Here is a 23,523-nt window from a genome sequence, read left to right on the forward strand (position 1 = left end):
TGAAGGAAACGTCATTGTGCCCGTGCCGAACGGCTCTCTCGCCCACCCCTGCGAGCGACAACAGCGTCACGCAAGCTGGGTAAGGTGCGCAAAACCGAGGAGACACCCATGCCATCCAAACTCAGCTCGCTGCTGGCCCTTTCGGCAGCGTTGTTCATCGCCGCACCGGGCTTTGCGTCCGAAGCCGACCGGCTGGAGCGCACCGAATCCAGCAGCCGCCACGGCCAGCGCGCCGAGCCCCTGGTCATCGGCCACCGAGGCGCCTCGGGCTACCTGCCCGAGCACACGCTGGCGTCCTACGCCCTGGCCATCGAGCTGGGCGCCGACTACATCGAGCCCGACCTCGTGGCCACCAAGGACGGCCACCTGATCGCCCGCCACGAGCCCAACATCACGAACACGACCGATGTGGCGGATCGCCCCGAGTTCGCCTCGCGCCGCCGCACCATGGTGGTCGACGGCTTCGAGGAAGAAGGCTTCTTCGCCTCCGACTTCACCCTGGCCGAGATCAAAACCCTGCGCGCCAAACAAGCCTTCGGCGAGCGCCCGCAGCAGTTCAACGGCCAGTTCCAGGTGCCCACGCTGCAGGAGGTCATCGCGCTGGCCAAGCGCAAGACGCTGGAGAAGGGGCGCGTGATCGGCATCTACCCCGAGACCAAACACCCGACCTACCACCAGCGCCTGGGTCTGCCCCTGGAGGCTCGCCTGCTCAAGGCGCTGACGCAAGCGGGCTGGAACCACCGCCATGCGCCCGTTTTCATCCAGTCGTTCGAGCAGGGCAACCTCAAGGCGCTGAGCAAGCTGACCAAGGTGCGCCTGGTGCAACTGGTCGATGCCAACGACGTCAACCCCGATGGATCGCTGGACTTCACCGCGCCTTATGACCGCCCCTACGACTGGACCGTTTCCGGCAAGCCCGAACTGCTGGCCCGCACCTTCGCATGGCTGACCACGGACGAGGGCCTCAAGGATGTGGCCTCTTACGCGCATGGCATCGGCCCCTGGAAGCGCTACATCGTGCCCACGCTGGCCGACCCCGATGGCGCCGGCCCCGGCGAGGCCAAGCTGCAACTGGGCGAACCCACCGACCTGATCGAGCGCGCCCACGCCGCCGGCCTGAAGGTGCACACCTGGACCTTCCGCAACGAGCAGCGACGCCTGCCCGGTGACTACGCGGGCAACCCGGTCAACGAGTACCTGCAGTTCTACCAACTGGGCATCGATGGGGTGTTCTCGGACTTCCCTGACACGGCCGTGGTGGCGCGTGAGCTGGCGCGCCTGGAGCGCCGCATCGGTGCGCAGGGTGAGTGAAGCGCGGGGCAAGCTCGATGGGGGTCGAAGGCACGAAAGCCGAGTGGGTGGCATGGCCACGGCGCGCTAACCTGAGCGCATGCCTGACAACGCCCTGACCCCGCTTGACCTGTACTGCGAACGGCTCGGCCCCGGATTCTGGGCCGAGCCGCTCAACGCCATTTCCAACGGCGGGTTCATGGTGGCCGCCTGGCTGGCCTGGCGGCTGGCGGGCTCCCTGCCCGGCCGCACGCCCTGGACCACCCACCTGCTGACCGGGCTGCTGGCCACCATTGGCGTGGGCAGCTTCCTGTTCCACACCCTGGCGGTGACCTGGGCCATGTGGGCCGATGTCATCCCGATCTTCCTGTACCAGCTGCTGTTCCTGGTGCTGTACGTGGGGCGCGTGGCGCGGCTCAAGCCTTTGACTTGCGCGGGCTGGGTGTTCCTGTTCTTCGCGGCTTCATGGGGCTTCGCGGCGCTGCCGGTGCAGTGGCTCAACGGCTCGCTGTCGTATGGCTCGGCGTTCGTGTTCGTGGCGGGCATGGCCGCGTACCACTGGCGCAGCGGGCAGCGCGAGCCGCTTGGCCTCGTGCTGGCCACTTTGCTCTTCGCCTTGTCGCTCACCTGTCGGTCGCTGGACATGCAGGTGTGCGCCTGGCTGAGCACGGGCACGCACCCGCTGTGGCACCTGCTCAATGCGGGGGTGCTGTACCTGAGCACGCGGGCACTGGTGTTGAACGAGGACAGGCTTTGACCCCAAGCGGACGGCGGTCAGAGCGCTGGGGCCTCACTCGGGGTCGCGCCTCGGCCGGTGCCCTGGCCGCAAGGGCTGCAGCAGCCCCTTGAGCCCGTTGTGGTCGATCTCGTGCATCAGCTGGAGCAACCGGCCGATCTCACCCTTGGGAAAGCCCTCGCGGGCGAACCAGTTCAGGTAATTGCCCGGCAGGTCGGCCAGCAAGGTGCCCTGGTGCTTGCCAAAAGGCATGGGCAAGGTCACCAGCTTCTGCAGGTCTTCCGGTTTCACGGCCTGACGGGGTGCTCGTTGAACGACACTGGCTCAGCAGCGGCCAGAGCGGCGACTGCGCGGGTTGAGTTTGTCGAGCTCGGTGATTTGTTGCTTGAGCAGCATGATCAGCGTTCGAGCGTCATCGACCTCGATCGACAGGATGCTGGTGACGCGTTCGTCCTTGGCGGGGCGCGCCTGAACCAAAGCGTCGACGCTCACCTCGATCAGGCCCTTGTCGTGCCGGACGGCCTTGATGCGTTGCAGTTCGATGTCGTGGGTTTTCATGTTCGGGTCCGCAGCAAGAGTGTGAGGACGAGATTGTCGCCGCACTGGCGCCCCTCCCCGACAATGGCACCCGAACACCCAAGCCAGGAGACCCCGCCATGTCCCGCCACACCTACACCGCCGAAACCCTCTGGGAGAGGGGTGACCAACCCTTCACAGACAACCGCTACAGCCGCCGTCACTTGCTGCGTTTCGATGGTGGCATCACGGTGGCGGGCTCGTCCTCGCCGCACGTCGTGCCCGTGCCGCACTCGGACCCGGCTGCCATCGACCCCGAAGAGGCCCTGGTCTCTGCCCTGTCGAGCTGCCACATGCTCTGGTTCCTGGGCATCGCCGCGCGCAACGGTTTCGTCATCGACTCGTACCACGACGAAGCCTTTGGCGTCATGACGCCCAACGAACGCAAAAAGCTCTGGCTGTCATCGGTCACGCTGCAGCCGAAGGTCGTGTTCTCGGGCGCCTCGCTGCCCTCCCCCGCCGACATCGAGCGCATGCACCACGAGGCGCACGACGAGTGCTTCATTGCCAACTCCGTCAAAACCGACGTCCAGATCCGCCCGCACTGAGCCTTCGCCCTTCTCCCAGGCATCGCCATGAACACAAAATCACCCGACACCCTCCTGGCCGACATCCGCCTCATCAGCGAAGAACGCCACGACACCGTGCAGGCTGTGCGTGCGCTCGTGCGCCGGCTCTTCTCGCCTCTCACTGAGGAGGTGAAGTACGGCGGCATTCTGTTCACCAGCGGCGTGCAGTTCGGTGGCGTTTTCGCCTACAAAGAGCACGTGTCAGTCGAGTTCAGTTGCGGTGCCGACATCCATGACAACATGGGTTTGCTCGAGGGCAGCGGCAAACACCGGCGGCACCTCAAGTTGGGATCGCTGGAGGACATCGAGGGCAGGCGCCTGGCGCATTACCTGCCCCTGGCACTTGCGGCAGCCCAAGCCAGGCGGGCTTGAGCGACAATCACGCCTCCCGCTGTTCCTGGCACTTTGGCACGGGGCCCGTCCGCCCCTCAAAAGCATGTCTTCATTTACCAAGGCCGCCCCGGCCCGCGATTTCACCCTCGCCGACTTCGATTTCGAGCTCCCCGAGGCCCTGATCGCCCAACATCCCGCCCCCGAACGCAGCGCCTCTCGCCTGCTCGATGGCCGGGCTCCCGTCCCCACCGACCGCGTCTTCCGCGAGCTGCCAGACCTGCTGCAGCCTGGCGACCTGCTCGTCTTCAACAACACCCGCGTCATCAAGGCAAGGCTTTTCGGAGCCAAGTCCTCGGGCGGCGCGGTGGAGGCCCTGATCGAGCGCGTGCTGCCGGGCACGAACGAGGTCTGGGCGCACATGCGCGCCAGCAAATCGCCCAAACCTGGCGCCACGGTCCGCTTCGCTGGCGCCTTCAACGCCGAAGTGCTCGGCCGCTGCGGGCCGGACAACGGTCTGTTTCACCTGCGCTTTGAAGGCAACCCGTTTGATCTGCTGGAGCAGCACGGCCATGTGCCGCTGCCTCCTTACATCACCCACGCCGACGAAGAAGACGACGTGCGCCGCTATCAGACGGTGTTCGCCAAAGAACCTGGCGCCGTGGCCGCGCCCACCGCCGCCCTGCACTTCGACGAAGGCGTGCTGGCCGAGCTGGCTGCGCGGGGCATCGCCACCGCCGAAGTGACCCTGCACGTGGGCGCCGGCACCTTCCAGCCCGTGCGCACCGAGAACCTGGCCGAGCACAAGATGCACAGCGAGTGGTTCGAGGTGTCGCAGGCCACGGCAGACGCCATCCGCGCCACGCGGGCGGCCGGTGGGCGCATCGTTTCGGTCGGCACGACCACGCTGCGCGCACTGGAGTCGGCCGCGCTGCACGCATCTCGTGACGAGGTCGTGCAGGTCGGCAGCCGCGACACGGACATCTTCATCACCCCAGGCTTCGACTTCAAGGTGGTGGACGTGCTGGTCACCAACTTTCACCTGCCCAAGAGCACGCTGATGATGCTGGTCAGCGCCCTGGCCGGCTACGAGCACATCCGTGCGCTCTACGCCCACGCGATCGAACAACGCTACCGCTTCTTCAGCTACGGCGACGCCATGCTGATCCAGCGCCCCCACCTTTCAGCCCGCACCGCTGCCTGAGTCCAGGAGACCCTACCCATGCTGCAATTCGACCTCCTCAAGACCGAAGGCCACGCGCGCCGAGGCACCCTCACGCTCAACCACGGCGTGGTGCAAACCCCCATCTTCATGCCCGTGGGCACCTACGGCACCGTCAAGGGCGTGATGCCTCAGTCGCTGCACGACATGGGCGCGCAGATCATCCTGGGCAACACCTTCCACCTGTGGATGCGCCCGGGGCTGGACATCATGAAACAGTTCGGTGGCCTGCATCAGTTCGAGGCCTGGAACAAGCCCATCCTCACCGACTCGGGCGGCTTCCAGGTCTGGTCTCTGGGCGACATGCGCAAGATCAGCGAAGAAGGCGTGCGCTTTGCGTCACCCGTCAATGGCGACAAGCTCTTCCTCACGCCCGAGATCAGCATGCAGATCCAGACCATCCTGAACTCGGACATCGTCATGCAGTTCGACGAGTGCACGCCGTACTGGAAGGGCGACAAGAGCCTGGGCCACATCACCACCGAGAAGGAAGCGCGTGCCTCGATGGAACTCAGCCTGCGCTGGGCCAAGCGCTGCCAGACCGAGTTCGACAAGCTTGAGAACCCCAACGCGCTGTTCGGCATCGTGCAGGGCGGCATGTTCGAGCACCTGCGCGAAGAGTCGCTGGCCTCGCTGGCCGACATGAACCTGCCGGGCTACGCCATCGGCGGCGTGAGCGTGGGCGAGCCCAAGGACGAAATGATGCGGGTGATGAACCACATCAGCCCGAAGCTGCCGGCCAACAAGCCCCGCTACCTGATGGGCGTGGGCACCCCGGAAGACCTGGTGGCTGGCGTGGCCGCTGGCGTGGACATGTTCGACTGCGTCATGCCCACCCGCAACGCACGCAACGGCCACCTGTTCACGCGCTTTGGCGACCTGCGCCTGCGCAACAGTCGCAACAAGGCCGACGAGCGCCCGATCGACGAGACCTGCACCTGCTACACCTGCCGCAACTTCAGCCGCGCCTACCTGCACCATCTCGACCGCTGCGGCGAGATGCTCGGCCCCATGCTGACCACCATCCACAACCTGCACTACTACCTGAACCTGATGCAGGAAGTGCGCGATGCGCTGGACGCCGGCCGCTTCGCCGAGTTCCAGCGCCAGTTCGCAGCCGATCGCGCACGCGGAGTCTGAAAACGACGCAGGCGCCTGCCCTGCCCCCGAACCGAACCATCCGGGCTCGAGTGGCCTTCAGTGCCGGTGCAGGTACAGGTCGGCGATGACCGGGCGGTGCTGCGAAGCCAGCGTGCCGCCGGTGAAGGCGTCGGCCACCGCGATCTCCGGACTGACCAGGATGTGATCGATGCGCAGGAAGGACAGGCCCTTGAGCAGCGAATGCCCGTGCGTGAAACCGTAGCCCACGCTGGCTGACGAAAACGCGTCGCGCAAGCCCGTGTTGAGCAGCGTCTGCTCGACCAACGAAGGCTCGGTCGCGTTGAGGTCACCCGCCACGATGCGCGGACCCGGCGGCAGCTGGCGCAGGTATTCCGCCAACAAGCCCGCCTGGCGCATGCGCAGCAACATGTTGTCCTGCCATTCGTCCAGGCCCAGCCACCGAGACTGCCCCCGGTGCCTGGCGACCAGACCCTTGCGCGGCGTGATCAGGTGCACGGTGATCACCTGCAAGGTGGTGCCTTCCACGTCGATGTCGCAGTGCGCGAACACATGGGGCTCGTCTCCAACGGGGATCGCGCCATGTCGGCACTGGCGAATCGGCCAGCGACTGAGCAACACGTACTCGTCGTTGGCATGCGCGTGCTGCCAGCCACCGCCCACCACCCGCAGCAGGTCGGCTGACTTGACGTTGCCTTCGACGTCCACCAACTGCCCCGCATCCTGCATGACCAGGATGTCGGGCTGGTGTTCGATGATTTCATGCGCCAGCTCGTCCGTGCCGCCGGGCCGATTGAGCGCCAGGTAACTCTTGACGTTGTAGGTCATGAAGCGCACGCGGCCATGGCCCTCTTCGGGCGCACCCCAGCTCAGGCCCATGAGCAGTGTCAGGCTCGCCACCAAGGCCAGCACCGCCAGGCTTCGCCACACCCACCCCAACCAGATGAAGGCGACCAGGACCGCCGCCAGCGCGGGCACCAGGTAGGCCGGAAACGGCAGGTACTGAGACAGGGCCAGCAGAGCGGACTGCCCGGAGCCCTCGATGCGGCCGAACAACAGGCCAGCCACACCGGCCAGCACCAAGGTCACGAACAAGCGGGCGCACAACTTCATGCCAGCATCCAAACCATCACCAGAACGACCAATACCCGTTGAGGATCACCCAGCCACCCAGCACACCGTTGGTGACGGCATGCGCCAGAACCGGCGCCCACAAGGAGCCGGTCTTCTTGTAGAGCCAGGCGTAGGCCAGACCCGCCACGATGGCCCCCAGCCATTGGGTGTGGGCCAGCATGAAACACAGGGTGGACAAGGCGATGGCCTTGATCGTCACCGAGGCGGGGTCCACCTTCTCGAAATCCTGGTTGTCGACCCAGCGCATCAGGAAGCTGCGCCAGAACAGCTCCTCCATGACCGGCACCAGCAAGGCAGCGCCCACCCACCGAAAGGCGATCAGCGCCCACATCAGCTCACCGTCGTCGTCCACCGGGCGAAAGCCCGCCGAGGGCTCGCCCAGCATCATCCAGGGCGCGGTCAGCCGGGTCCACAGCACGAAAACCACGATGCCCACGGCGATGGACAGCAGCACCTGCTTGAAGTCCATTCCCCAGTGCCTGAGCTCGTCATAGCGACGCCAGAACCACGCCAGGCTGGCCGCCACCACCACCACCGACACCGCGTACAACCAGCGGGCGTCAAACGGCAACTGGCTGGCCTCGCCGTCCTCCGTGGAGAACTGCCCCCGCAAAGCGAGGAAGACCATGAACAGGACGAAAGGGATGACCCGGGCCCAGGCCGCGGGAGACAGGAAATTGCCCATGAATGGATGTGTGTGAGCCAGAGGGTGAGCGGATTGTGTCGTCACTCGACGCCACCGCTCCCCCCTCATTTGAGGAAGCCCCCGGGAAACTCAGGGCGAAGGCTCGTTCAGCAGTGCCTGCACCCTGGCTTGCAGCTTTTCCGGCGTGACGTCCTGAGGCGCAATCGGCTCGCCCACCACCAAGCCGATGCGGTTGAAAAGCCCGCGGCGCAAGGGCTTGGCCATGGCGGCCCCCTCGATGCGCGAGAAGGTCGAGCCCCAGAGGTTGTGCAGCGCCGACGGGATCACCGGCACCGGGTTGGTCTCCAGGATCTTCATGACACCTGCCTTGAAAGGCTGCAGCGTGCCATCCCGCGTGATGCCGCCCTCGGGGAACAGGCACAGCAGTTCACCCTCTTGCAGCACCTGGCGGGCCTTCTGGAAGGCCGCCTCATAGGCCTGCGGGTCTTCCTTCTGCGGTGCAATCGGGATGGCCTTGACCAGCTTGAAGAACCAGCCAATGCCCGGCGTCTTGAAAATGCGGTGGTCCATGATGAAGACCATCGGACGCGGGCTGATGACGCCCAGGATGACGGCGTCCACAAAACTGACGTGGTTGCACACCAGGATGGCGGCGCCATCGGTCGGGATGTTCAGGTCACCGCGCACACGCAGGCGGTAGACGATGCGCGTGACGAACAGCATCACCAGGCGCACGATGTACTCGGGCATCAGCCAGAACACATAACCCACCACCACCACGTTGAGCAGCGCCGTGGCGCCGAACACCTGCGGGATGGTGAAGCCAGCTGCCAGCATCGCCCCGGCCAGCAGGCTGCTGACGATCATGAACAGGGCGTTGAGGATGTTGTTGGCCGCGATGATGCGCGCGCGGTGGCTGGGTTGCGCACGCAGCTGAATCAGCGCGTACATGGGCACGCTGTACAGGCCCGCGCTGAAGGCCAGCAGGGCCAGGTCGGCCATCACCCGCCAGTGGGCATGCACAGCCAGGAACTCGCCCACCGTGTAGAGCGCGGCGCCGGGCGACTGCGGCAGCCCCGATGCCGCCAGGTACAGATCGAACGCGAACACCGTCATGCCCACCGCACCGATGGGCACCAGGCCGATTTCGACGTGCCGGTGCGAAAACGTCTCGCACAACAGCGAGCCGATGGCGATGCCCACCGAGAACACCACCAGCAGCAGCGAGGCCACCTGCTCGTTGCCATGCAGCACGTCCCGAGCGAAAGAGGGAAACTGCGACAGGAACACAGCGCCAAAGAACCACATCCACGAAATGCCCAGCAGCGAGCGGAACACGCTGGGGTACTGCCAGGCCAGCCGCAGGTTGCGCCAGGTCTCGGAGACCGGGTTCCAGTTGAGCTTCAGGTCCGGGTCGGATGATGGCGACGCCGGGATGGCGCGGGCCGTGAGCCAGCCCGCCAGGGCCACACCGAAGCACGAAGCGGCCACCCAGTGCGGCCCCACTTCGGGGATGCCCATGAGCAAACCACCCCCGACGTTGCCCAGCAAGATGGCCACGAAGGTGCCCATCTCGACCAGGCCGTTGCCACCGGTGAGTTCGTGCTCGCGCAGGTGCTGCGGCAGGTAGGCGTACTTCACGGGGCCGAAGAAGGTGGAGTGCAGCCCCATCAGGAAGACACAGCCCAGCAGCAGCGGCACCAACTGGAACCAGAAGCCCAGCCCGGCCAGCACCATGATGCCGACCTCCATGAGCTTGACGCTGCGCATGATGAAGGCCTTGTCGTACTTGTCGGCCCACTGCCCCGAGGTCGCCGACAGCAGCAAGAAGGGCAGGATGAACAGCGCACCGATCACCAGGCCGGCCACCTTGGGCTCCAGCCAGCTCACCTGCAACTGGTAGGTGACCAGCACCGTGAACGCGAACTTGAACAGGTTGTCGTTCGCAGCCCCCAGGAACTGGGCCAGGAAGAACGGCAAGAAGCGCCGCTGGCCAAGCAGGCTGAACTGACCACCTTGGGATGTCGACTCACTCACAGCACAGGTCCTCCATGGTTTGTGCACCGATTGGACATCAAAACCGCAGGCGCGTTCATTCAATGAACCACCCATTCCTCACGCGCCAGACCGCTTCGTTGCAGCCAGGCAAAGACCGAATCGACCGTGACCGTTCGGATGCGGCCGTTGAAGCGCAGCTCGTTGGGGTGATCGTCGAACGAAACGTTGGCCATGGTCATGCGTGCGCCCAATCGGGTCAGCATCGACAGGTGCAGCTCGGTGGGCTGGTAGCCCGTTGCCCTGAGCCAGCGCTGGGCAGCGGCCCGATCGACCACGTCCGAGCCCATGGCCGAGGCCACGAACTCGATGGCCCACTGGTTGCTCTGCTGAAAGCGCGTGGCCCAGGGGTAGGCCACCATGCTGTAGGCCCGTGTGTGCAGGAAGGCGCGGCTGCGAGCGTCTTTGAGCAAGGGCCACAGGCGCTCCTGCAGGGCCTGCTCCGGCACCACCACGCCGGCGAGGTACTCGTGCGGCGTGTCCAGGAAGAAGTCGCCCACGCCCTGTCGGTAGATGGCCGCGCGCTCGGTGCCGCATTCGTTGAGCTTGTGCAGCACCCGCCAGCCATCGGCGTCCTTGTAGGCAAGGCCCAGGTGCGAGTAGCGCAGCCCATGCTCGCGCAGGTCCTGGCCGGCGCGGGCCAGCACCACCACCTTCGCCCCGCTGGCGTCCAGGCGCCGCACGGTGCGATCAGCCAGGGCCAGGCCCTGCTGCACCGCCCCCACCGACAGGCGGGTGGGCTGACAGGGGCGCCCCGCTTGCGCTGGCGTGCAAGGCATGAGCGCCACGATCGCCGAGAACAACGCACCTGCCAGCCAGGCCGAGCGACGCAAAGTGGGGCCATCGGTCGAGCCTGGCGTTGAGCCACTCAGCAGCCCCTCGTGGCCCGTCTTGGCAACAGGGAAGCCGATCATCGCTGCACCTCCTCGTGGTGCAGCAGGGCCCGACCCAGCGTGTTGGGCACCAGAGCGATCACCTCACCAGCGGTGCTGAGCAACCAACCGGCCGACACCGCCGAGACGGTCACCACCGTGCCCACTGCCACCGAGGCCATGCCCACCGAGAGGCTGGCCCACTTGACCGAGATGCGGGCGCCATCGCTGGCCCGCTCCAGCACCCAGACCATGCCATCGGCCGTGGCCTGGATGGCGACCACGGACAGCGCCACCGTGCCGGACACCAACAAGGCCGGCGCGGTCACCGACACCGCCACCGGCAGCATCGACAAGGCGCTGGCCTCCGAGGCCTGATTCGGGTGAGCGAAGGCGCGCTGGGTGGCGCCCAGCAAGGCCAGGCCAGCGCAAGCGGCAACCAGCCAGCCCTTGAACCTGTTGTGGCCAGCGCATGACGCGCTCCCTGGTGTACACGCCATCATGGGTTTCATCGAGCTCATGAACGTTCTCCTCAGGCGATGTCGGATTCACGTGGGTGGGCAGCGGCCAAGCGGGTGGCGCCATGGGGGTGACGGCCCTCGTGCGCATCGCGCAGGGTCTTGGCCAGGGTGAAGGCCTGCGCCACCATGAACAGCCAGCACACCATCAGGTAGGCCTTGTAGTCGGGGCTGATCGGCATCTGCCACATGCCCCAACCGGTCAGCGCCAGCGCGGCACCAAAACCCGTCCACACCACCAGGCCCCACATCGGCGTTTGCGGCAGGCCATCGGCCTGGTCCCGCACGTGGCGCGACAACACGAACACCGACGACAGGCTGAACACATAGGCCATGACCATGAAGGCCCGCTCGATCAGGCTGCCAGGCAGCCAGTACAGGCCAGTGGCACTGAGGAAAGCGGCAAGCCCGAAGGAGACCCAAACCTGGATGACCCAGGCTCGGGTGTCACGGCGGGCGGTGGCGGGATGAGGCATCGAGTTCATGTGGCGAACCCCGTTGTTGAACATGGAGCGGATTCTTCCCGGCCGGGCCCGGCAGTTCAACAAAACAATACGAAGTGGCGGATCCGTGCACTTCTGGTATCGTTTTTCAATACTTCACGGAGACTCCCATGGGCAGCAGCGAGGCCTTGGTTCAGGCCATCAAGACCGAGTTGAAGACCGCCGGCATCACCTACGCCACGCTGGCAACCGACCTGGGGCTGGCCGAATCCAGCGTCAAACGCATGTTCGCCAAGGGCGACATGCCCCTGTCTCGCATCGACGAGATCTGCCGGGTGCTCAAGCTCGACTTCGCCGACCTGGCCCGCCGCGTGGCCGATGCCCAGCCGCTCAGGCGCGAGCTCACGCTGGCCCAGGAAAAGGCCGTGGTCAAGGACAAACGCCTGCTGCTGGTGGCCACTTGCTGTCTGAGCCAATGGACCTTTGAGCAGATGCTGAACACCTACCGGCTCACCGAAGCCGAGTGCATCGCTTGCCTGGCCCAGCTCGACCGCCTCGGCGTCATCCGCCTCAAACCCTTGAACCGCTACCAGCTGCAAGTGGCCAAGACCTTCCGCTGGCGCCCTCACGGGCCGGTGATGGCCTTTTTTCGCGAACAGGTGGCACCCGAGTATTTTTCAGGTGGCTTCGGGGGAGACGACGAGTTGATGCTGCTGGTGCATGGCTCTCTGGCCCCTGAGCACGCCCAGTCGCTGCTGGAGCGCCTGCAGCGCACCGCCGAAGAATTCTCGCGGCAACACGCCAGCGACCAACGACTGCCCGAGGCCCGCAAGCGCCCCTACACCCTGCTCATCGGCATGCGCTCGTGGTGGTACCAGGCCTTTGTGGACCTGCGCCGCACCTCGCCCGCCATCGGGCGTTGACGGCGGACTCGGCCTCAGCGCTTGAGTCGGGCCAACACCTCGTCGGTGTCCTCGCCCAGCGTGGGACCTCGCCGCTGGATGGCACCCGGCGTGCGCGACAGCTTGGGCACGACGCCAGGCACCTCCACCGTCAGGCCGTCGTGCGTGGTCACCGGCAGCACCATGTCGCGAGCGCGGTAGTGCGGGTCCTCGGCGATGTCCTGGGCGCTGTAGATGCGGCCTACCGGAACGCTGGCGGCGTTGAGCACGTCCAGCACCTGCTGCACTGGCCTGGCACCCGTCCAGGCGCCGATCGCCTCGTCGATCTCGCCCACGCGCTTGACGCGCCCCGGGTTGCTGGCGAGCTCCGGGTCGGTGGCCAGGTCGTCGCGACCGATGGCGATCATCAGGCGTTTGAAGATGGAGTCGCCATTGCCGCCGATCACCACCATGCCGTCGGCACAAGGGTAGGCGTTGCTGGGTGCGATGCCAGGCAAGGCCGAGCCCGCTGGCTGACGCACCACCCCGAAAGCACTGAACTCCGGCAGCAGGCTTTCCATGCAGTTGAAGACGGCTTCATAAAGGGCCACGTCCACCACCTGCCCCCGGCCCTTGGGTGCATCGGGCGCGATGGTGGCCTGGCGCGCCTGCAACGCCAGCAGCACGCCGATCACGCCATGCAGGCCGGCCAGGGTGTCGCCCAGGCTCACGCCCGCGCGCACCGGGATTCGGCCTGGCTCGGCGTTGAGGTAGCGCATGCCACCCATGGCCTCGGCCACCACGGCAAAACCGGGGCGCTCGCGGTAGGGGCCGCTTTGGCCATAGCCGCTGATGCGCAGCATGATCAAACCAGGGTTGCGGGCACTGAGCTGCTCATAGCCCAGGCCCCATTTCTCCATGGTGCCGGGCTTGAAGTTCTCGATGACGACATCGGCCTCGTCGATGAGCCGGGCCACGGTCTCGCGGCCTTCTTCGCTGCGCAGGTCGAGCACCACGCTCTTCTTGTTGCGGCTTTGAACCTGCCACCACACGCTGGTGCCGTTGTGCAGCATGCGCCACTGGCGCAATGGGTCACCGCCTGCTGCGCCCTCGGCTGCGGGCGGCTCGACCTTGATGACCTCGGCGCCAAAATCGGCCAGGGTCTTGCCAGCAAAAGGGCCAGCAATGAGCTGGCCCAATTCGACCACCCGCAAGCCAGCGAGGGCCTGGGGTGTGGACGGCGTGGTGAAGGCGGAGGCGTTCATGTCGATGCGGTCAATCGGGTTGCCGCATTTTCAATGAGAACGCCGATGGCGCGCCTCACTTGTGCATCGAGGGCCCACGGCGGCGGGCGCGCAGCGCCACCCCAACGAGGCCCAGCGCGGCAAGCAGGCCCACGTTGGGCTCGGGCACGACGGGGACCGGCGGCAGCGCCCCGAAGTCCACCGTCCAGTAAGTGCCAAAGCTGCCGCCCCTGACCAGGCCCACGCCGAAGGCGGTGAAGTCGCTGCCCAGGATCTGGGCGCGATGACCAGGGCTGTTCATCCAGGCATCGACCACGGAGGGGGCGTCCTTGAAGCCGGCAGCGATGATCTCGCCCATGGCGCCGCCACGCGGGTAGACGGCCAGGATGCGGTCAAAGGTGTTGGTGCCGTCGCAGCTGTCGTGCTGGAAGCAGCCGTTGGTGGCCATGTCGCTCGAGTGCTGGTCGGCGACGATGTTCAGGCGGTAATCAAAGCCCAGTTGCGACAAGCCGGCCAGCGAGCGCTGGGCGTTGATGAGCTCGGCAACCTGCGCCTCGACCGCGTCGATGGACTCGTCGGCGCGAGCCTGAGAGGTCGCCAGGGCGATGGCCACCGAGACCACGAGGGAAGCAAAACCGAAACGCTTGCGGGACATGGGACCTCACTGATTGGGTTGATGCACCGAGTCTAGTGAGGCTTCGCCAGACCCCGGGTCATCCCACCCCCCTGTCCCCGGGAGTTGGCAGCCCCATTTCAGCGCGCAGTCGTATCAGGCTGTGTCACCAGGCCGATTTTGCTCACACCGAGGCGCGCGGCATCGGCCAGGATCTCGGCCACGCGGCCATACGGGATGGTCTGGTCGACGCTGAACCGCACCGCAGGTGGATTCGGCTTGGCGCCCTCCACCGCAAAGCGGGCGGCAGCGTCTTGCCGACTCAGCGCTTCGCCATTCCAGTACAGGATGCCCTCGGCATTGAGGCTGAGCTGGATGGCGTCGGGCTGCGGTTGCGTGGGCTGGGCGCTGGCCTTGGGCAGGTCCAGCTTGACGGACTGGGTCAGCAGCGGGGCGGCCACGATGAAGATCACCAGCAGCACCAGCATCACGTCGATGAGCGGCACCATGTTGATCTCGGCCACCGGGGCACCGCCACGCTTGTCGTCGAAACTCGCGAAAGCCATGTTCTCGGCTCCTGATCAGCGGTGGGCTTGCAGCGGTCGCACGGTGGCGCTCGGGGCCGGCGGCTCCACGTCGCTGGTCTTGAGCGTCTGCCCGGTCGACAAGAAGGTGAACAGCTCGAAGGCGAAGGCGTCCAGGCGCGCACCCCAGACGCGGTTGCTGCGCGTGAGCCAGTTGTAGGCCACCACGGCCGGGATGGCCACGGCCAGGCCCACACCCGTCATGATCAGGGCCTCACCCACCGGGCCGGCCACCTTGTCGAGCGAGCCGGAGCCCGAAGCGCCGATGGCCAGCAGTGCGTGGTACACGCCCCAGACCGTGCCGAACAGGCCCACGAAGGGCGCCGTGGCGCCGATGGTGGCCAACGCGGTCAGGCCGCTTTCCATGCGCATGGTTTCTTCGTCGAGCACCTTCTTGATGGTGCGCGTGAGGAAGTCCTTGGCCGAGCCGGCCTCTTCCAGCTTGGCCGCACCGTAGCGAGCGTGGTGGGCCTGGGCGTGCATCGCATGCGCCGTCAGGTGCGCGAAGGGCTCCTTGACGCCGTGCGTGGCGATCTCGTGCTGCACGGCCTCCAGCGAGGTCGCGTTCCAGAAAAAGCTCAGGAAAGACTGGCTTCGGCGCTGGCGCAGGGCCAAGGCAAAGCCCTTGATCGCGATCAGGGCCCACGACAGCACCGACATCAGCACCAGGATCACGAACAAGCCTTGACCGATGGCGTCGGACTGGGCGATGAAGTGGCCGAAACCAGGGGTGGCAGAGGCGGCTGCCTCGGGCACGGCGGCCATCGCCGCAGAGGTGGCAGAAGCCGCAGGCGAGGCCGAAGCGGCCAAGGCGACGGGATCGATCAGGTTGCTCATGGTCAGTTGTCTTCGAGGATGAATGTCTGGGGTGTCCTGACCCACATCGGGCGGGCAACGCCGTCCTCGACGTGAGGTTTGAATCGGGCGGCGCGCATGGCCTGCACAGCCTGCTGGTCAAGCCTCGGGTAGCCGGAGGACTTCACCACCTGGATGTCGGTCGGACGGCCCCGCTCGTCCACCAGCACGCGCAGCAGCACACTGCCCTGCTCGCCCAGTTCGCGCGACACGCGGGGGTAGGTCAAGACGGGCGGCACCAGGTACGACACCGCCGATGCCTGGAACTCGCGGGGTGCCGGAGGCGGGGGCGCAGGGGCCGGCGCGGCGACTGCGGCAGGAGCCGCCTGGGTGGCAACAGGCGTGGCTGGGGCTGCCGCCACGGGGGCCGTGAGCGCCGCCGACTCGGCCCCGGTCTGGCTGCTCAAGATGGGCGGTGAGTTGCTGGTCTGCGCTGGCACCGGTGCTGGCGTGAGCCTGGGCTGAACACGTTCGGGCGGACGGGGCTGAACCGGTTGACGCACAGGCTCTGGCTGGGGCTCTTCGGCGGCATCCCGGGTCTGCGATTGGGCGTCGGTCACCAGGGAAACCTCGATGATTTCGCTGCTGCCCACGTTCACGGAGTCGGTCTTGGCGTGCCACCAGGCCCAACCCAAGGCCAGGTGCACCGCCACCACGGCCACGGTCAAGGCACGCCGCTGTCCGGCGGACAAATCGCTTGGCAACGTGGAAAACGTGAAGGCAGAGGCGGCAGAACTCATGCGAAGCATCTTAACACGATCGAGATATTGATACTCATTCTCATTCATGTTGACTGAAGTCGTCGGGTTACAAACGATCACGACCTCACCCGAGTCGGGGCCTGCATCCCGATGACAGCCGTGGGATGATGCGCCGCTCTGCGCACGCCCGCCAGGCAGGCATGCCCGGTAGCCGACGCCACAACCACAAAACACGATCAGGGACGCCATGGACACCGACCTCCTTGTGGCCCCTCTGCCAGGCACCCAGCCCGGCGGGGAAGACCTTTCTTTTTCTTCGGATTTCGACGAGATCGCCGAGATGCGGCGTGCCGACGACCCCACCCTGAAACAAGGCGAGTGGGTGACCCCGCTCAAACAAGCCGACTGGGCAGGCGCCGCCCGCCTGTGCGAAGCCCTCCTCGCATCCCGCACCAAGGACCTGCGCCTGGCCCTTTGGCTGACCGAAGCGCGCGCCATGACGCAGGGCTACGCTGGCCTGGCCAGCGGGCTGGGGCTGTGCACGGCCTTGTGTGAACAGCACTGGGACCACCTGCACCCCCTGCCCGATGGCAACGACGCCGAAGAGCGCATCGGCAACGTCGCCTGGATGCTGCAACGCCTGGTTGAGCTGGCCACCGCCCTGCCCGTGACCGCGGGCCGAAAAGGCGAGCAATACACCCTGAAAGACCTCAAGCACGCCCGCCAATGGCAAGCCCAGGCCGAGCGCGCAGGGTTGCCAGCCGACACCTTGCCCGCGGATCAACCGAACGCCATCACGGTCGCACAATTTCGCCAGGCCATGCAGAACACCCCAGCCGAGCGCCTGCGCGAGGCGGTGGACGCATTGCGCAGCACCAAGGCTCAGCTGCAAGCCTGGCAGGGCGTGATCGATGCCAAGCTGGGGCAGGACGGCCCGAGTTTCGTTTCGGCCCGCGAGGCCCTGGATCAGGCAGGCCATGAGCTTGAAAGGCTGGCCCGCGATGCTGGCGCGCTGAGCAGTGCCTCGCTCACGGGTGACACAGGCGTGGCCTCGGCAACGTCCAACGCACACACCGAAGCGGCGGAAAGCACCATGCCGATCTCGGCCGACCAGCTGGCACCTGCCGGCGCTGCGGGGCCACGAACCCGGGCCGAGGCGCTGCGGCAGCTTCAGGCGGTGGCCGACTTCTTCAGGCGCACGGAGCCTCACAGCCCTGTGGCTTACCTGGCCGACAAGGCCATCAAGTGGGGCGAGATGCCCCTGCACCGCTGGCTGGGCGAGGTCGTCAAGGACCCCTCCTCCATGGCCCACCTTCAGGAGCTGCTGGGCCTGACACCGGCTGATAACGCGGGCAACTGAGGCACTCAGGAACCGACCCGGAACTCGATTCGCCGGTTGCGCGCGCGCCCGGCCTCCGTGTCGTTGCTGGCCACTGGCTGATCGGGGCCCATGCCCGAGGTCTGCAGGCGTTCGGCGGCCAGGCCCTTGCCCACCAGGTAGCTTTTGACCGCCTGCGCGCGCGCCAAAGACAGGCTGATGTTGCCGGGCCGGTGTCCCAGCGAGTCGGTGTGGCCGATGACCTCGATGCGCTTGCCCTGCAGCTGACTCAGCGCCAGCGCCATCTCGTCGAGGATCTTCAGGCCCTCAGGCCGCAAGACCGCGCTGCCGGCCTCGAACTCCACGATGCGCTGAGCCAGGGCCTGATCGACCAAGGCCTGCTCACGCACCGCCACGCGCAGGCCGTTGCGCACGCTGTAGGTTGGGTTGAGCGCTTGCGCCACGTCGCTGACGAGTTGCTGGCGCTGGGCTTCGTTGGCCACCTCTCCGCGCAAGTCCACCGTCTGACCTTGCACGCTGAGTTGCCCGTGGCTGACCTGCTTGAGCGAAGGCGAGATCAGGCGCTGCACGTGCTGCCCCCAGTTGGGCGGCGCCACCACCGATCCCAGGCTGAGTTGATCGACCACGCGCTCGGCGCCGTAGACCTCCCGCAAACGGGTCAGCACGGCCACGCGGGTGGCTTCGTCAGGCACCACACCCGCCACAACCACTTTGCCGCTGGCGCTGGCCGACACCGGCATCGCCTGCGACGGATCGGCAGCTTGCCCTTGCGCCACCGCCCAGCCGGCGAAACCGGCGAGCAAAACCGCCAGGCAGGAGCTGGGCACGCGCGACGCCGTGGCTTTCAACAAACGAATCGGATGCGGTGCCATGACCTCATGCCCCCAGGAAAACTTCTTGAAATGTGCGGACGGCTTGCGTGAGCGACAGCGCCGGGTCCTGCAGGTAGGTTGACAGCTTGCGCAAACCCACATCGGCCTGGGCCTCGTCTTCGACCCAGTCGAGCTCGCCGAGGGTCACACCGTGACGCGATAGCACGCTTGGATCGATCACCGCCTCCAGGGAGGCCGCCGAAGCCCCCTGAAAGCCCAACAGCATCTGCGGCAAGCCCTCTCGAACCGGCAGGAAGATGCTGAACTCGACCACGTGCCGGGTGAAGAACCCCATGATCAGCATGAGCCACCACGATGCCACGCAGGCGCGCAAGGAAGGCTCCAAGGGCAGGGGCAGGCACAGCAGCTTGTTCATGCGCGCGCCGCCCTGAACCAAGGCTGGCCTCAGCAACAGCCCCAAGGCGAGCACGGCCTGACGGACCGACAGGCGGCGCCCGCCCGCGCTCAGGATCTGACCCAGCGAAGCCAGGCTGTGTGCATCGAGGAATGACTCGAGTCGGTCTCGGGCTTCTTCGAAATCAGGCACATGTTCAAGGGGAGCCTGCAAGCGCGCCTGGACATCGCCCAGGTCGGCCGCCCGCCTCGCGGCCTGCCCGCGCGTGGCCAACTGGTGCCACAGCGCATCCAGCGCGATCGGTGCCAGCACCGCAGACTGCTGCGGCTTGCGCAGGTCAAAGGCCCCGGCGGTGACGAAAGGAAAGCGCCTGCCTGATGTGTCCTGGCTGGCCAGCCAGTGCCCGGCGAGCGCCACGTGGCTGCCCGAGCCCAGGATGGCAAAAGCGAGGGCGGGCGCTTCGTCGTAAATGAGCTTCCAGCGCGGGTCGGTGGACATCCGCTCCAGGGTCTGGGCCTGCCAACGATCCAGCACCTCCAGCATCGCCGGGTGCTGCGCGCTTCGCACGAAGTCACCCCTGGAGGGCAGCTTGCCAAAGTAGAGGACGTCCACGGGCTTGCTTTCGGTGGTGATCATGCGCCCTCTCCTGCTGCCACGACTGCGCCCTGGCGGTTGGTCGGAGGGACCACCGGCGCGGCCGCGTTGGACGGCACCAAAGGCGATGCGGGAGCTGCGGGGGCCGTGGTGTCGTCACTGCCCGCCACCAGCGCTGGCAAGGCCCCGGGTCTGGCGCCGGGCTCGCTTGCTGGAGCAGGCTGCGCTGCGGGCGCGCTGTTGGACAGGATGCGCAACTGAACCGCCACTGCCACGTTGCCCTGAGGCCACTTCAACTCGAACACCTGCTCGTCGATGCGGCGACGCTGCGCAGAATTGATCATCTTCTCCAGGCCGAAGCGGCCCGGCTCATTGAAGAAGCTGACCTGCCGACCATCGAACGTCACGCCGCTGATGCGCACCCCCGGCGTGCCCGGGCCAGGCCACACGAAGGGCTGCCAAGTGGCGGCCCCCTGCCTGTACCTCAGCACCTGGCCATCGATCTCGACCGTGTACTCGGTCAGGCCAGGCGCCGGCTGAGGCAGGACCTGGAAGTTGGTCTGTGCGGCCTCGGTGCCGCCCCCCCCAGCAGACGCGCCCGCACCCTGGCCGCTGAGCGGGGCCACCCAGGCGCCCAAGCCGCCTGCGAAGGCCGGCCGCAGGCGCACGCCCATGTCGGCCCAGGTGCGTGGGGTGAGCTGGTCTCCCCGGCGCAGCACCAGCGCGCCCAAGGACTGCTCGAGGTACTTGGCGACCGCGCCTTCGGTGCCGAAGATGGCGGCGAGCTCGACCTGCGTTGCCTCCATGCGTGAGCTGCGGTCGAAGGGGTACTTGCTCGCCAAGGTGCGCTGGTAGGGCTCGAAAACTTGTGCATGCCAGACGCGATTGAGTTCCGCCTCGGTGGCCGGCACCAAGGCCGAGAAGGCCTGCATCAATGGCCGAACCAGGATGGGCCTGAGCGCCTGGCGTGCGCCCTCGTCCAGCCCGCTCAAGAGCTGCTCATCGACCAGTTTCAGGGCCTCGGCCAGCTCACCCGTGCCCTCGAGGGTCTGCTGCATGAACTGGCGCGCGCCCGGCCCGGGGTCACCCTGGGTCTTCATCTGGTTGAGGCGGGCCCGCACGCGCGCGAGCGAATCCAGGTAGACGCGGGTCAGCGTCTGCCCCCCGTCTCGCGGCAACATCAGGCGGTTGACGCCGGCAAAAGCCTTGCCGATCGGACCGGTGGGGACCTCGGCAGCGCGCAACTGCTCAGCGCTGAGCGTGACCTGCACCGGCGTCGGGTTCATGCCCAGCACCGTGTTCTTGAACCAGCCAATCAAGCCCTGCTGCCCTTTCGCCAAACGATCGTTGAGCATCGAGGGGTTGTCCCAGGCGGTCTGGTCCTGCAAGGTCTGCAACAGCCGGCCGATGGGCGATTGCACCGGGTCACCCAGGCGCTGCATGCGCTGCACGGCCACATCGAAGCCCTGGAAGTCCAGCACCGTGATGCCCTGGATGAACTTGCCCCACTGCTGCGCGTACTCGGACTTGTAGAGCTGGGTCAGCGACTTCTGGATCTGTTCGGGACTGCCTTCGAGGGTCAGGTCGTCGGACGTGGCCGTCTTGAGCACCCAATCGGTGGACTGCAGCGACTGGTGTGCCGCGTCCTTGATGGCATCACGCACGTAACCCTCCCAGGCCTCGCGGGTGAAAGCGCCCGAGACGACATGGCTGCCGGCGATGACCTGCCGATCGCCCTCGCCAACGATGCGAGCCACGGTGACCGGCGGGAATCGGGTGGCGGCACGGGCCTTGATTTCGCCGTAGACGCGTTCGCGCGCCGGCAGCCCCTTGACGACGCGGCGCAGGTTCTCGCGGGTGCGATCGAGCAGGGCCACATCGAGGTCCATCTGCGGGAACGCCGGGTTCGACATCTGGGTGAGCGCGAACGACAGGATGCGCTCGGCGCGGCGGATCATCTGCTCGCGTGGCATGGCGCCGCGGTTGGCCTCCAGCCACTCACGCCAGTAGCGGGTGAGCTGGTCTCCCAGGTGGCCGGGCTCCAGCCGCTCGCGATCGCCCAGCATGAGGTACGCCTTCAAGGCGTTGTAGGCCTCGGTGACGTCGCGGTTGGATGCCGCCTGATAAGGCGAGCCAGGAGCGCTGGACGAGTTGGACGAAGCGGCAAGGACCGCAGACGCGGAGACACCCGCCAGGGTCACACCGCCCGCCGCGTCCGACGCAGCACCCACGGGGGCCTCAAGCGCCGGTTGTGCGCCGCCCCCCGGCGTGACGCTGCGCCAATGGGCCGACTGCGCGTTGGCATCGCTCAGGTACGCCGAAAGAGCCTGCACGCTGGGCTTGAGCAGCACCGATTCGAGGCCATTGAAGTATTCCTCCAGCAACCGGTTCTCGATGCGCGCGTCTTGTGACAGCCCCAGCGACCAGGCGGCAGAGCGGCGATCACGTTGCACCTGCTCGAGGCGGTCCTGCAAGATCTCCAGGGCCTCCATGCGTGACGCCAGGTCCAGCTTCTGGTCCTGCACCTTCACGGCCTTGAGCAAGTCGGCCTCAACCCTGGCCACGCGATCGCGGTTGTCCGTGTAGGACCAGGTCCAGGCCGCCAGCAACGCCCCCAGCACGGCCATGCCGCCGAAGAATGCCGCTTGCCTCAGGCGAAGGCGCGTGCGACTGGTGTGCTGCCGCACCAGCTCGCGGTCAGCGAAGATGACCCTGGAGAACAGCTCCTTGAGGAAAAAGCCGCTCTGCGAGTAGACGGCCGCCGCCGTGCCGCTTTGCAGTTGCAAGCCGAACTGCTCGGCCACACGCTGACTGGCCCGGCTGGTGGACTGCCCCTCCTGCACCGCGCTGGTGAAGTAAAAGCCACGGAAGATGGGGCGGAACTGGTAGGGGTTGTCTTCGAAGAGCGTGTGCAGGAAGGTGCGCAACGATGGCTTGAGGGCCGCGAACTCCAGGGGAAAGGTCAGCACGCCCGGCGGCAATTGCTCGCCGCGATGCAGCGTCATGCGAGCCACCGAGGCCTCCTTGAGGCCCTGGTAGAGCACGTCCATGTGTTGATCGAACTGGGCTGCCGCATCAAGCTGCTGCCCGGTTTCGTAGGGCAGCGTGGCGCCCCAGACCCTGTCTCGCTCGCCGCGATCGCGGTCCTCGAAGAAATCGACGAAGCCTGCGATGAGGTCGGCCTTGGAGAAGACCACATAGACCGGCACGAAGACCTCGAGCTTTTCGGTCAGCTCCTGCACGCGCTGGCGCAACTTGCGGGCCAACTCGATGGTCAGGTCAGCCTTCTGATTGGCCAGCTCGGCGATGCTCACGGCAATGATCACGCCATTGAGCGGGGCCTTGGGCCGGTGCGTTTTCAGCAGCTTGAGAAAGCCCAGCCACTCGCGGTGGTCTTCTTCCTGCACCGAGTAGCGGCCAGCCGTGTCGAGCAGGATGCCCTCGGTGGTGAAGTACCAGTCGCAATGGCGCGTGCCGCCGATGCCCTGCACGATGGCATCGGTGTTCTCTGCAAACGGGAAGGTCAGGCCTGACTTGACGATGGCAGAAGACTTGCCGGCAGCCGGGTTGCCGATGATGGCGTACCAGGGCAGCTCATACAGCGCGGCGGCGCCGGATGTCTCACCCAGGCGCGACGTCTTGATGCGCTTGACCGCGTCGGCCATGCGCTCGCGCAGCGCAGCGACCTCATCGGCCTGGGCGCCCTTGCGCGCTTGACGAACCGCTTTCTCGGCATCTGCCGAAATGGCCTGCTCCAAGGCCAAGCCGGCACGCTGCGCCTGGCGCCGACGGTGCCACCAAATGCCGGCAGCCAGCACGCCCAGCAACAGCACCGCTCCTGCGGCCCACACCGCGCCCACCCTCAAGGCATCGGCCCCCAGGAACAGCAAACCGGCCAGCGCCAGGAGGCCGATGACGGCCAGCACACGGGGATCGAGCAGGAACAACCAGATTCTTTGCATGGTCTGCAGTGGC

At 66.5% G+C, this 23,523-nt stretch carries 24 protein-coding genes; 8 read left to right on the plus strand and 16 right to left on the minus strand.

What is annotated here, in order from left to right; translation table 11 throughout:
• Positions 1–108 precede the first annotated feature (108 nt).
• A complete protein-coding gene (locus ABG80_RS17045) occupies positions 109–1,311 on the plus strand; it encodes a glycerophosphodiester phosphodiesterase (protein WP_058088816.1) in 1,203 nt (400 codons plus the stop codon).
• Positions 1,312–1,390: 79 nt separating this feature from the next.
• Entirely contained in the window at positions 1,391–2,047 is a 657-nt protein-coding gene (locus ABG80_RS17050) for a ceramidase domain-containing protein (RefSeq protein WP_058088817.1), read from the plus strand.
• A 33-nt stretch (positions 2,048–2,080) separates the two neighbouring features.
• On the opposite strand, the gene ABG80_RS17055 is transcribed toward ABG80_RS17050, so the two are convergent.
• Complete coding sequence (locus tag ABG80_RS17055; protein WP_058088818.1) at positions 2,081–2,317, minus strand: DUF3820 family protein; 237 nt, start codon at positions 2,315–2,317, stop codon at positions 2,081–2,083.
• 33 nt (positions 2,318–2,350) lie between these two features.
• Positions 2,351–2,584 (minus strand): hypothetical protein, encoded by a 234-nt coding sequence (locus ABG80_RS17060; RefSeq protein WP_058088819.1) that lies wholly within the window; start codon positions 2,582–2,584, stop codon positions 2,351–2,353.
• A gap of 98 nt (positions 2,585–2,682) precedes the next feature.
• On the opposite strand from ABG80_RS17060, the gene ABG80_RS17065 reads away from it, so the two are divergent.
• The 4 genes from ABG80_RS17065 (at position 2,683) to tgt (ending at position 5,863) form a co-directional block, all read left to right on the plus strand.
• Complete coding sequence (locus tag ABG80_RS17065) at positions 2,683–3,150, plus strand: OsmC family protein (protein WP_058088820.1); 468 nt, start codon at positions 2,683–2,685, stop codon at positions 3,148–3,150.
• A 27-nt stretch (positions 3,151–3,177) separates the two neighbouring features.
• Entirely contained in the window at positions 3,178–3,543 is a 366-nt protein-coding gene (locus ABG80_RS17070; protein ID WP_058088821.1) for a DUF1801 domain-containing protein, read from the plus strand.
• 64 nt (positions 3,544–3,607) lie between these two features.
• Positions 3,608–4,705, plus strand: a complete 1,098-nt coding sequence (gene queA / locus ABG80_RS17075) for a tRNA preQ1(34) S-adenosylmethionine ribosyltransferase-isomerase QueA (RefSeq protein WP_058088822.1) — start codon at positions 3,608–3,610, stop codon at positions 4,703–4,705.
• A gap of 18 nt (positions 4,706–4,723) precedes the next feature.
• A complete protein-coding gene (gene tgt, locus ABG80_RS17080) occupies positions 4,724–5,863 on the plus strand; it encodes a tRNA guanosine(34) transglycosylase Tgt (RefSeq protein ID WP_058088823.1) in 1,140 nt (379 codons plus the stop codon).
• A 57-nt stretch (positions 5,864–5,920) separates the two neighbouring features.
• Here tgt and ABG80_RS17085 read toward each other — a convergent pair whose 3' ends face one another.
• The 6 genes from ABG80_RS17085 to ABG80_RS17110 form a co-directional block, all read right to left on the minus strand.
• On the minus strand, positions 5,921–6,955 hold the full coding sequence (locus ABG80_RS17085; RefSeq protein ID WP_152987700.1) for an endonuclease/exonuclease/phosphatase family protein: 1,035 nt from the start codon (positions 6,953–6,955) through the stop codon (positions 5,921–5,923).
• A 16-nt stretch (positions 6,956–6,971) separates the two neighbouring features.
• A complete protein-coding gene (locus ABG80_RS17090; protein WP_058088825.1) occupies positions 6,972–7,661 on the minus strand; it encodes a CAAX prenyl protease-related protein in 690 nt (229 codons plus the stop codon).
• 90 nt (positions 7,662–7,751) lie between these two features.
• Positions 7,752–9,734, minus strand: coding sequence for an MFS transporter (locus ABG80_RS17095; RefSeq protein WP_083506222.1), 1,983 nt, complete (start codon positions 9,732–9,734; stop codon positions 7,752–7,754).
• Positions 9,719–10,456 (minus strand): DUF2145 domain-containing protein, encoded by a 738-nt coding sequence (locus ABG80_RS17100; RefSeq protein ID WP_058088876.1) that lies wholly within the window; start codon positions 10,454–10,456, stop codon positions 9,719–9,721. Before ABG80_RS17100 ends, ABG80_RS17095 begins: the two co-directional genes overlap by 16 nt.
• A 131-nt stretch (positions 10,457–10,587) precedes the next feature.
• Entirely contained in the window at positions 10,588–11,070 is a 483-nt protein-coding gene (locus tag ABG80_RS17105) for a hypothetical protein (protein ID WP_235513915.1), read from the minus strand.
• 11 nt (positions 11,071–11,081) lie between these two features.
• On the minus strand, positions 11,082–11,576 hold the full coding sequence (locus ABG80_RS17110) for a YiaA/YiaB family inner membrane protein (protein ID WP_083506224.1): 495 nt from the start codon (positions 11,574–11,576) through the stop codon (positions 11,082–11,084).
• Between the two features lie 104 nt (positions 11,577–11,680).
• Here ABG80_RS17110 and ABG80_RS17115 point away from each other — a divergent pair, with 104 nt between their 5' ends.
• The gene (locus ABG80_RS17115) at positions 11,681–12,433 is read left to right on the plus strand and encodes a helix-turn-helix domain-containing protein (RefSeq protein WP_058088827.1); all 753 of its coding nucleotides are present in this window, start codon (positions 11,681–11,683) and stop codon (positions 12,431–12,433) included.
• A 14-nt stretch (positions 12,434–12,447) separates the two neighbouring features.
• On the opposite strand, the gene ABG80_RS17120 is transcribed toward ABG80_RS17115, so the two are convergent.
• The 5 genes from ABG80_RS17120 to ABG80_RS17140 all read right to left on the minus strand — a co-directional run bounded on the left by ABG80_RS17120 (position 12,448) and on the right by ABG80_RS17140 (position 16,427).
• Positions 12,448–13,656, minus strand: a complete 1,209-nt coding sequence (locus ABG80_RS17120; RefSeq protein WP_058088828.1) for a CaiB/BaiF CoA transferase family protein — start codon at positions 13,654–13,656, stop codon at positions 12,448–12,450.
• Positions 13,657–13,711: 55 nt separating this feature from the next.
• Positions 13,712–14,290, minus strand: coding sequence for a CAP domain-containing protein (locus ABG80_RS17125; protein WP_058088829.1), 579 nt, complete (start codon positions 14,288–14,290; stop codon positions 13,712–13,714).
• Between the two features lie 98 nt (positions 14,291–14,388).
• A complete protein-coding gene (locus tag ABG80_RS17130) occupies positions 14,389–14,814 on the minus strand; it encodes an ExbD/TolR family protein (RefSeq protein WP_058088830.1) in 426 nt (141 codons plus the stop codon).
• 15 nt (positions 14,815–14,829) lie between these two features.
• Positions 14,830–15,669: a MotA/TolQ/ExbB proton channel family protein gene (locus tag ABG80_RS17135; RefSeq protein WP_083506225.1), complete on the minus strand. Its 840-nt coding sequence runs from the start codon at positions 15,667–15,669 to the stop codon at positions 14,830–14,832.
• 2 nt (positions 15,670–15,671) lie between these two features.
• Positions 15,672–16,427 carry an energy transducer TonB gene (locus tag ABG80_RS17140; RefSeq protein WP_160322580.1) on the minus strand — a complete coding sequence of 252 codons (756 nt, stop codon included), beginning with the start codon at positions 16,425–16,427 and terminating at the stop codon, positions 15,672–15,674.
• Positions 16,428–16,635: 208 nt separating this feature from the next.
• On the opposite strand from ABG80_RS17140, the gene tssA reads away from it, so the two are divergent.
• Complete coding sequence (gene tssA / locus ABG80_RS17145; RefSeq protein WP_058088832.1) at positions 16,636–17,748, plus strand: type VI secretion system protein TssA; 1,113 nt, start codon at positions 16,636–16,638, stop codon at positions 17,746–17,748.
• Between the two features lie 5 nt (positions 17,749–17,753).
• Here the strand turns inward: tssA and ABG80_RS17150 are convergent, their stop codons facing one another.
• The 3 genes from ABG80_RS17150 to tssM are packed head-to-tail and all read right to left on the minus strand — an operon-like array spanning position 17,754 to position 23,510.
• Entirely contained in the window at positions 17,754–18,599 is an 846-nt protein-coding gene (locus ABG80_RS17150; protein WP_083506227.1) for an OmpA family protein, read from the minus strand.
• Between the two features lie 4 nt (positions 18,600–18,603).
• Entirely contained in the window at positions 18,604–19,590 is a 987-nt protein-coding gene (gene tagF / locus ABG80_RS17155; protein ID WP_058088833.1) for a type VI secretion system-associated protein TagF, read from the minus strand.
• The gene (tssM, locus tag ABG80_RS17160) at positions 19,587–23,510 is read right to left on the minus strand and encodes a type VI secretion system membrane subunit TssM (RefSeq protein ID WP_058088834.1); all 3,924 of its coding nucleotides are present in this window, start codon (positions 23,508–23,510) and stop codon (positions 19,587–19,589) included. Before tssM ends, tagF begins: the two co-directional genes overlap by 4 nt.
• Positions 23,511–23,523 lie beyond the last annotated feature (13 nt).

This window comes from Aquabacterium parvum (genome assembly GCF_001447195.1).
GTDB lineage: Bacteria > Pseudomonadota > Gammaproteobacteria > Burkholderiales > Burkholderiaceae_C > Aquabacterium > Aquabacterium parvum.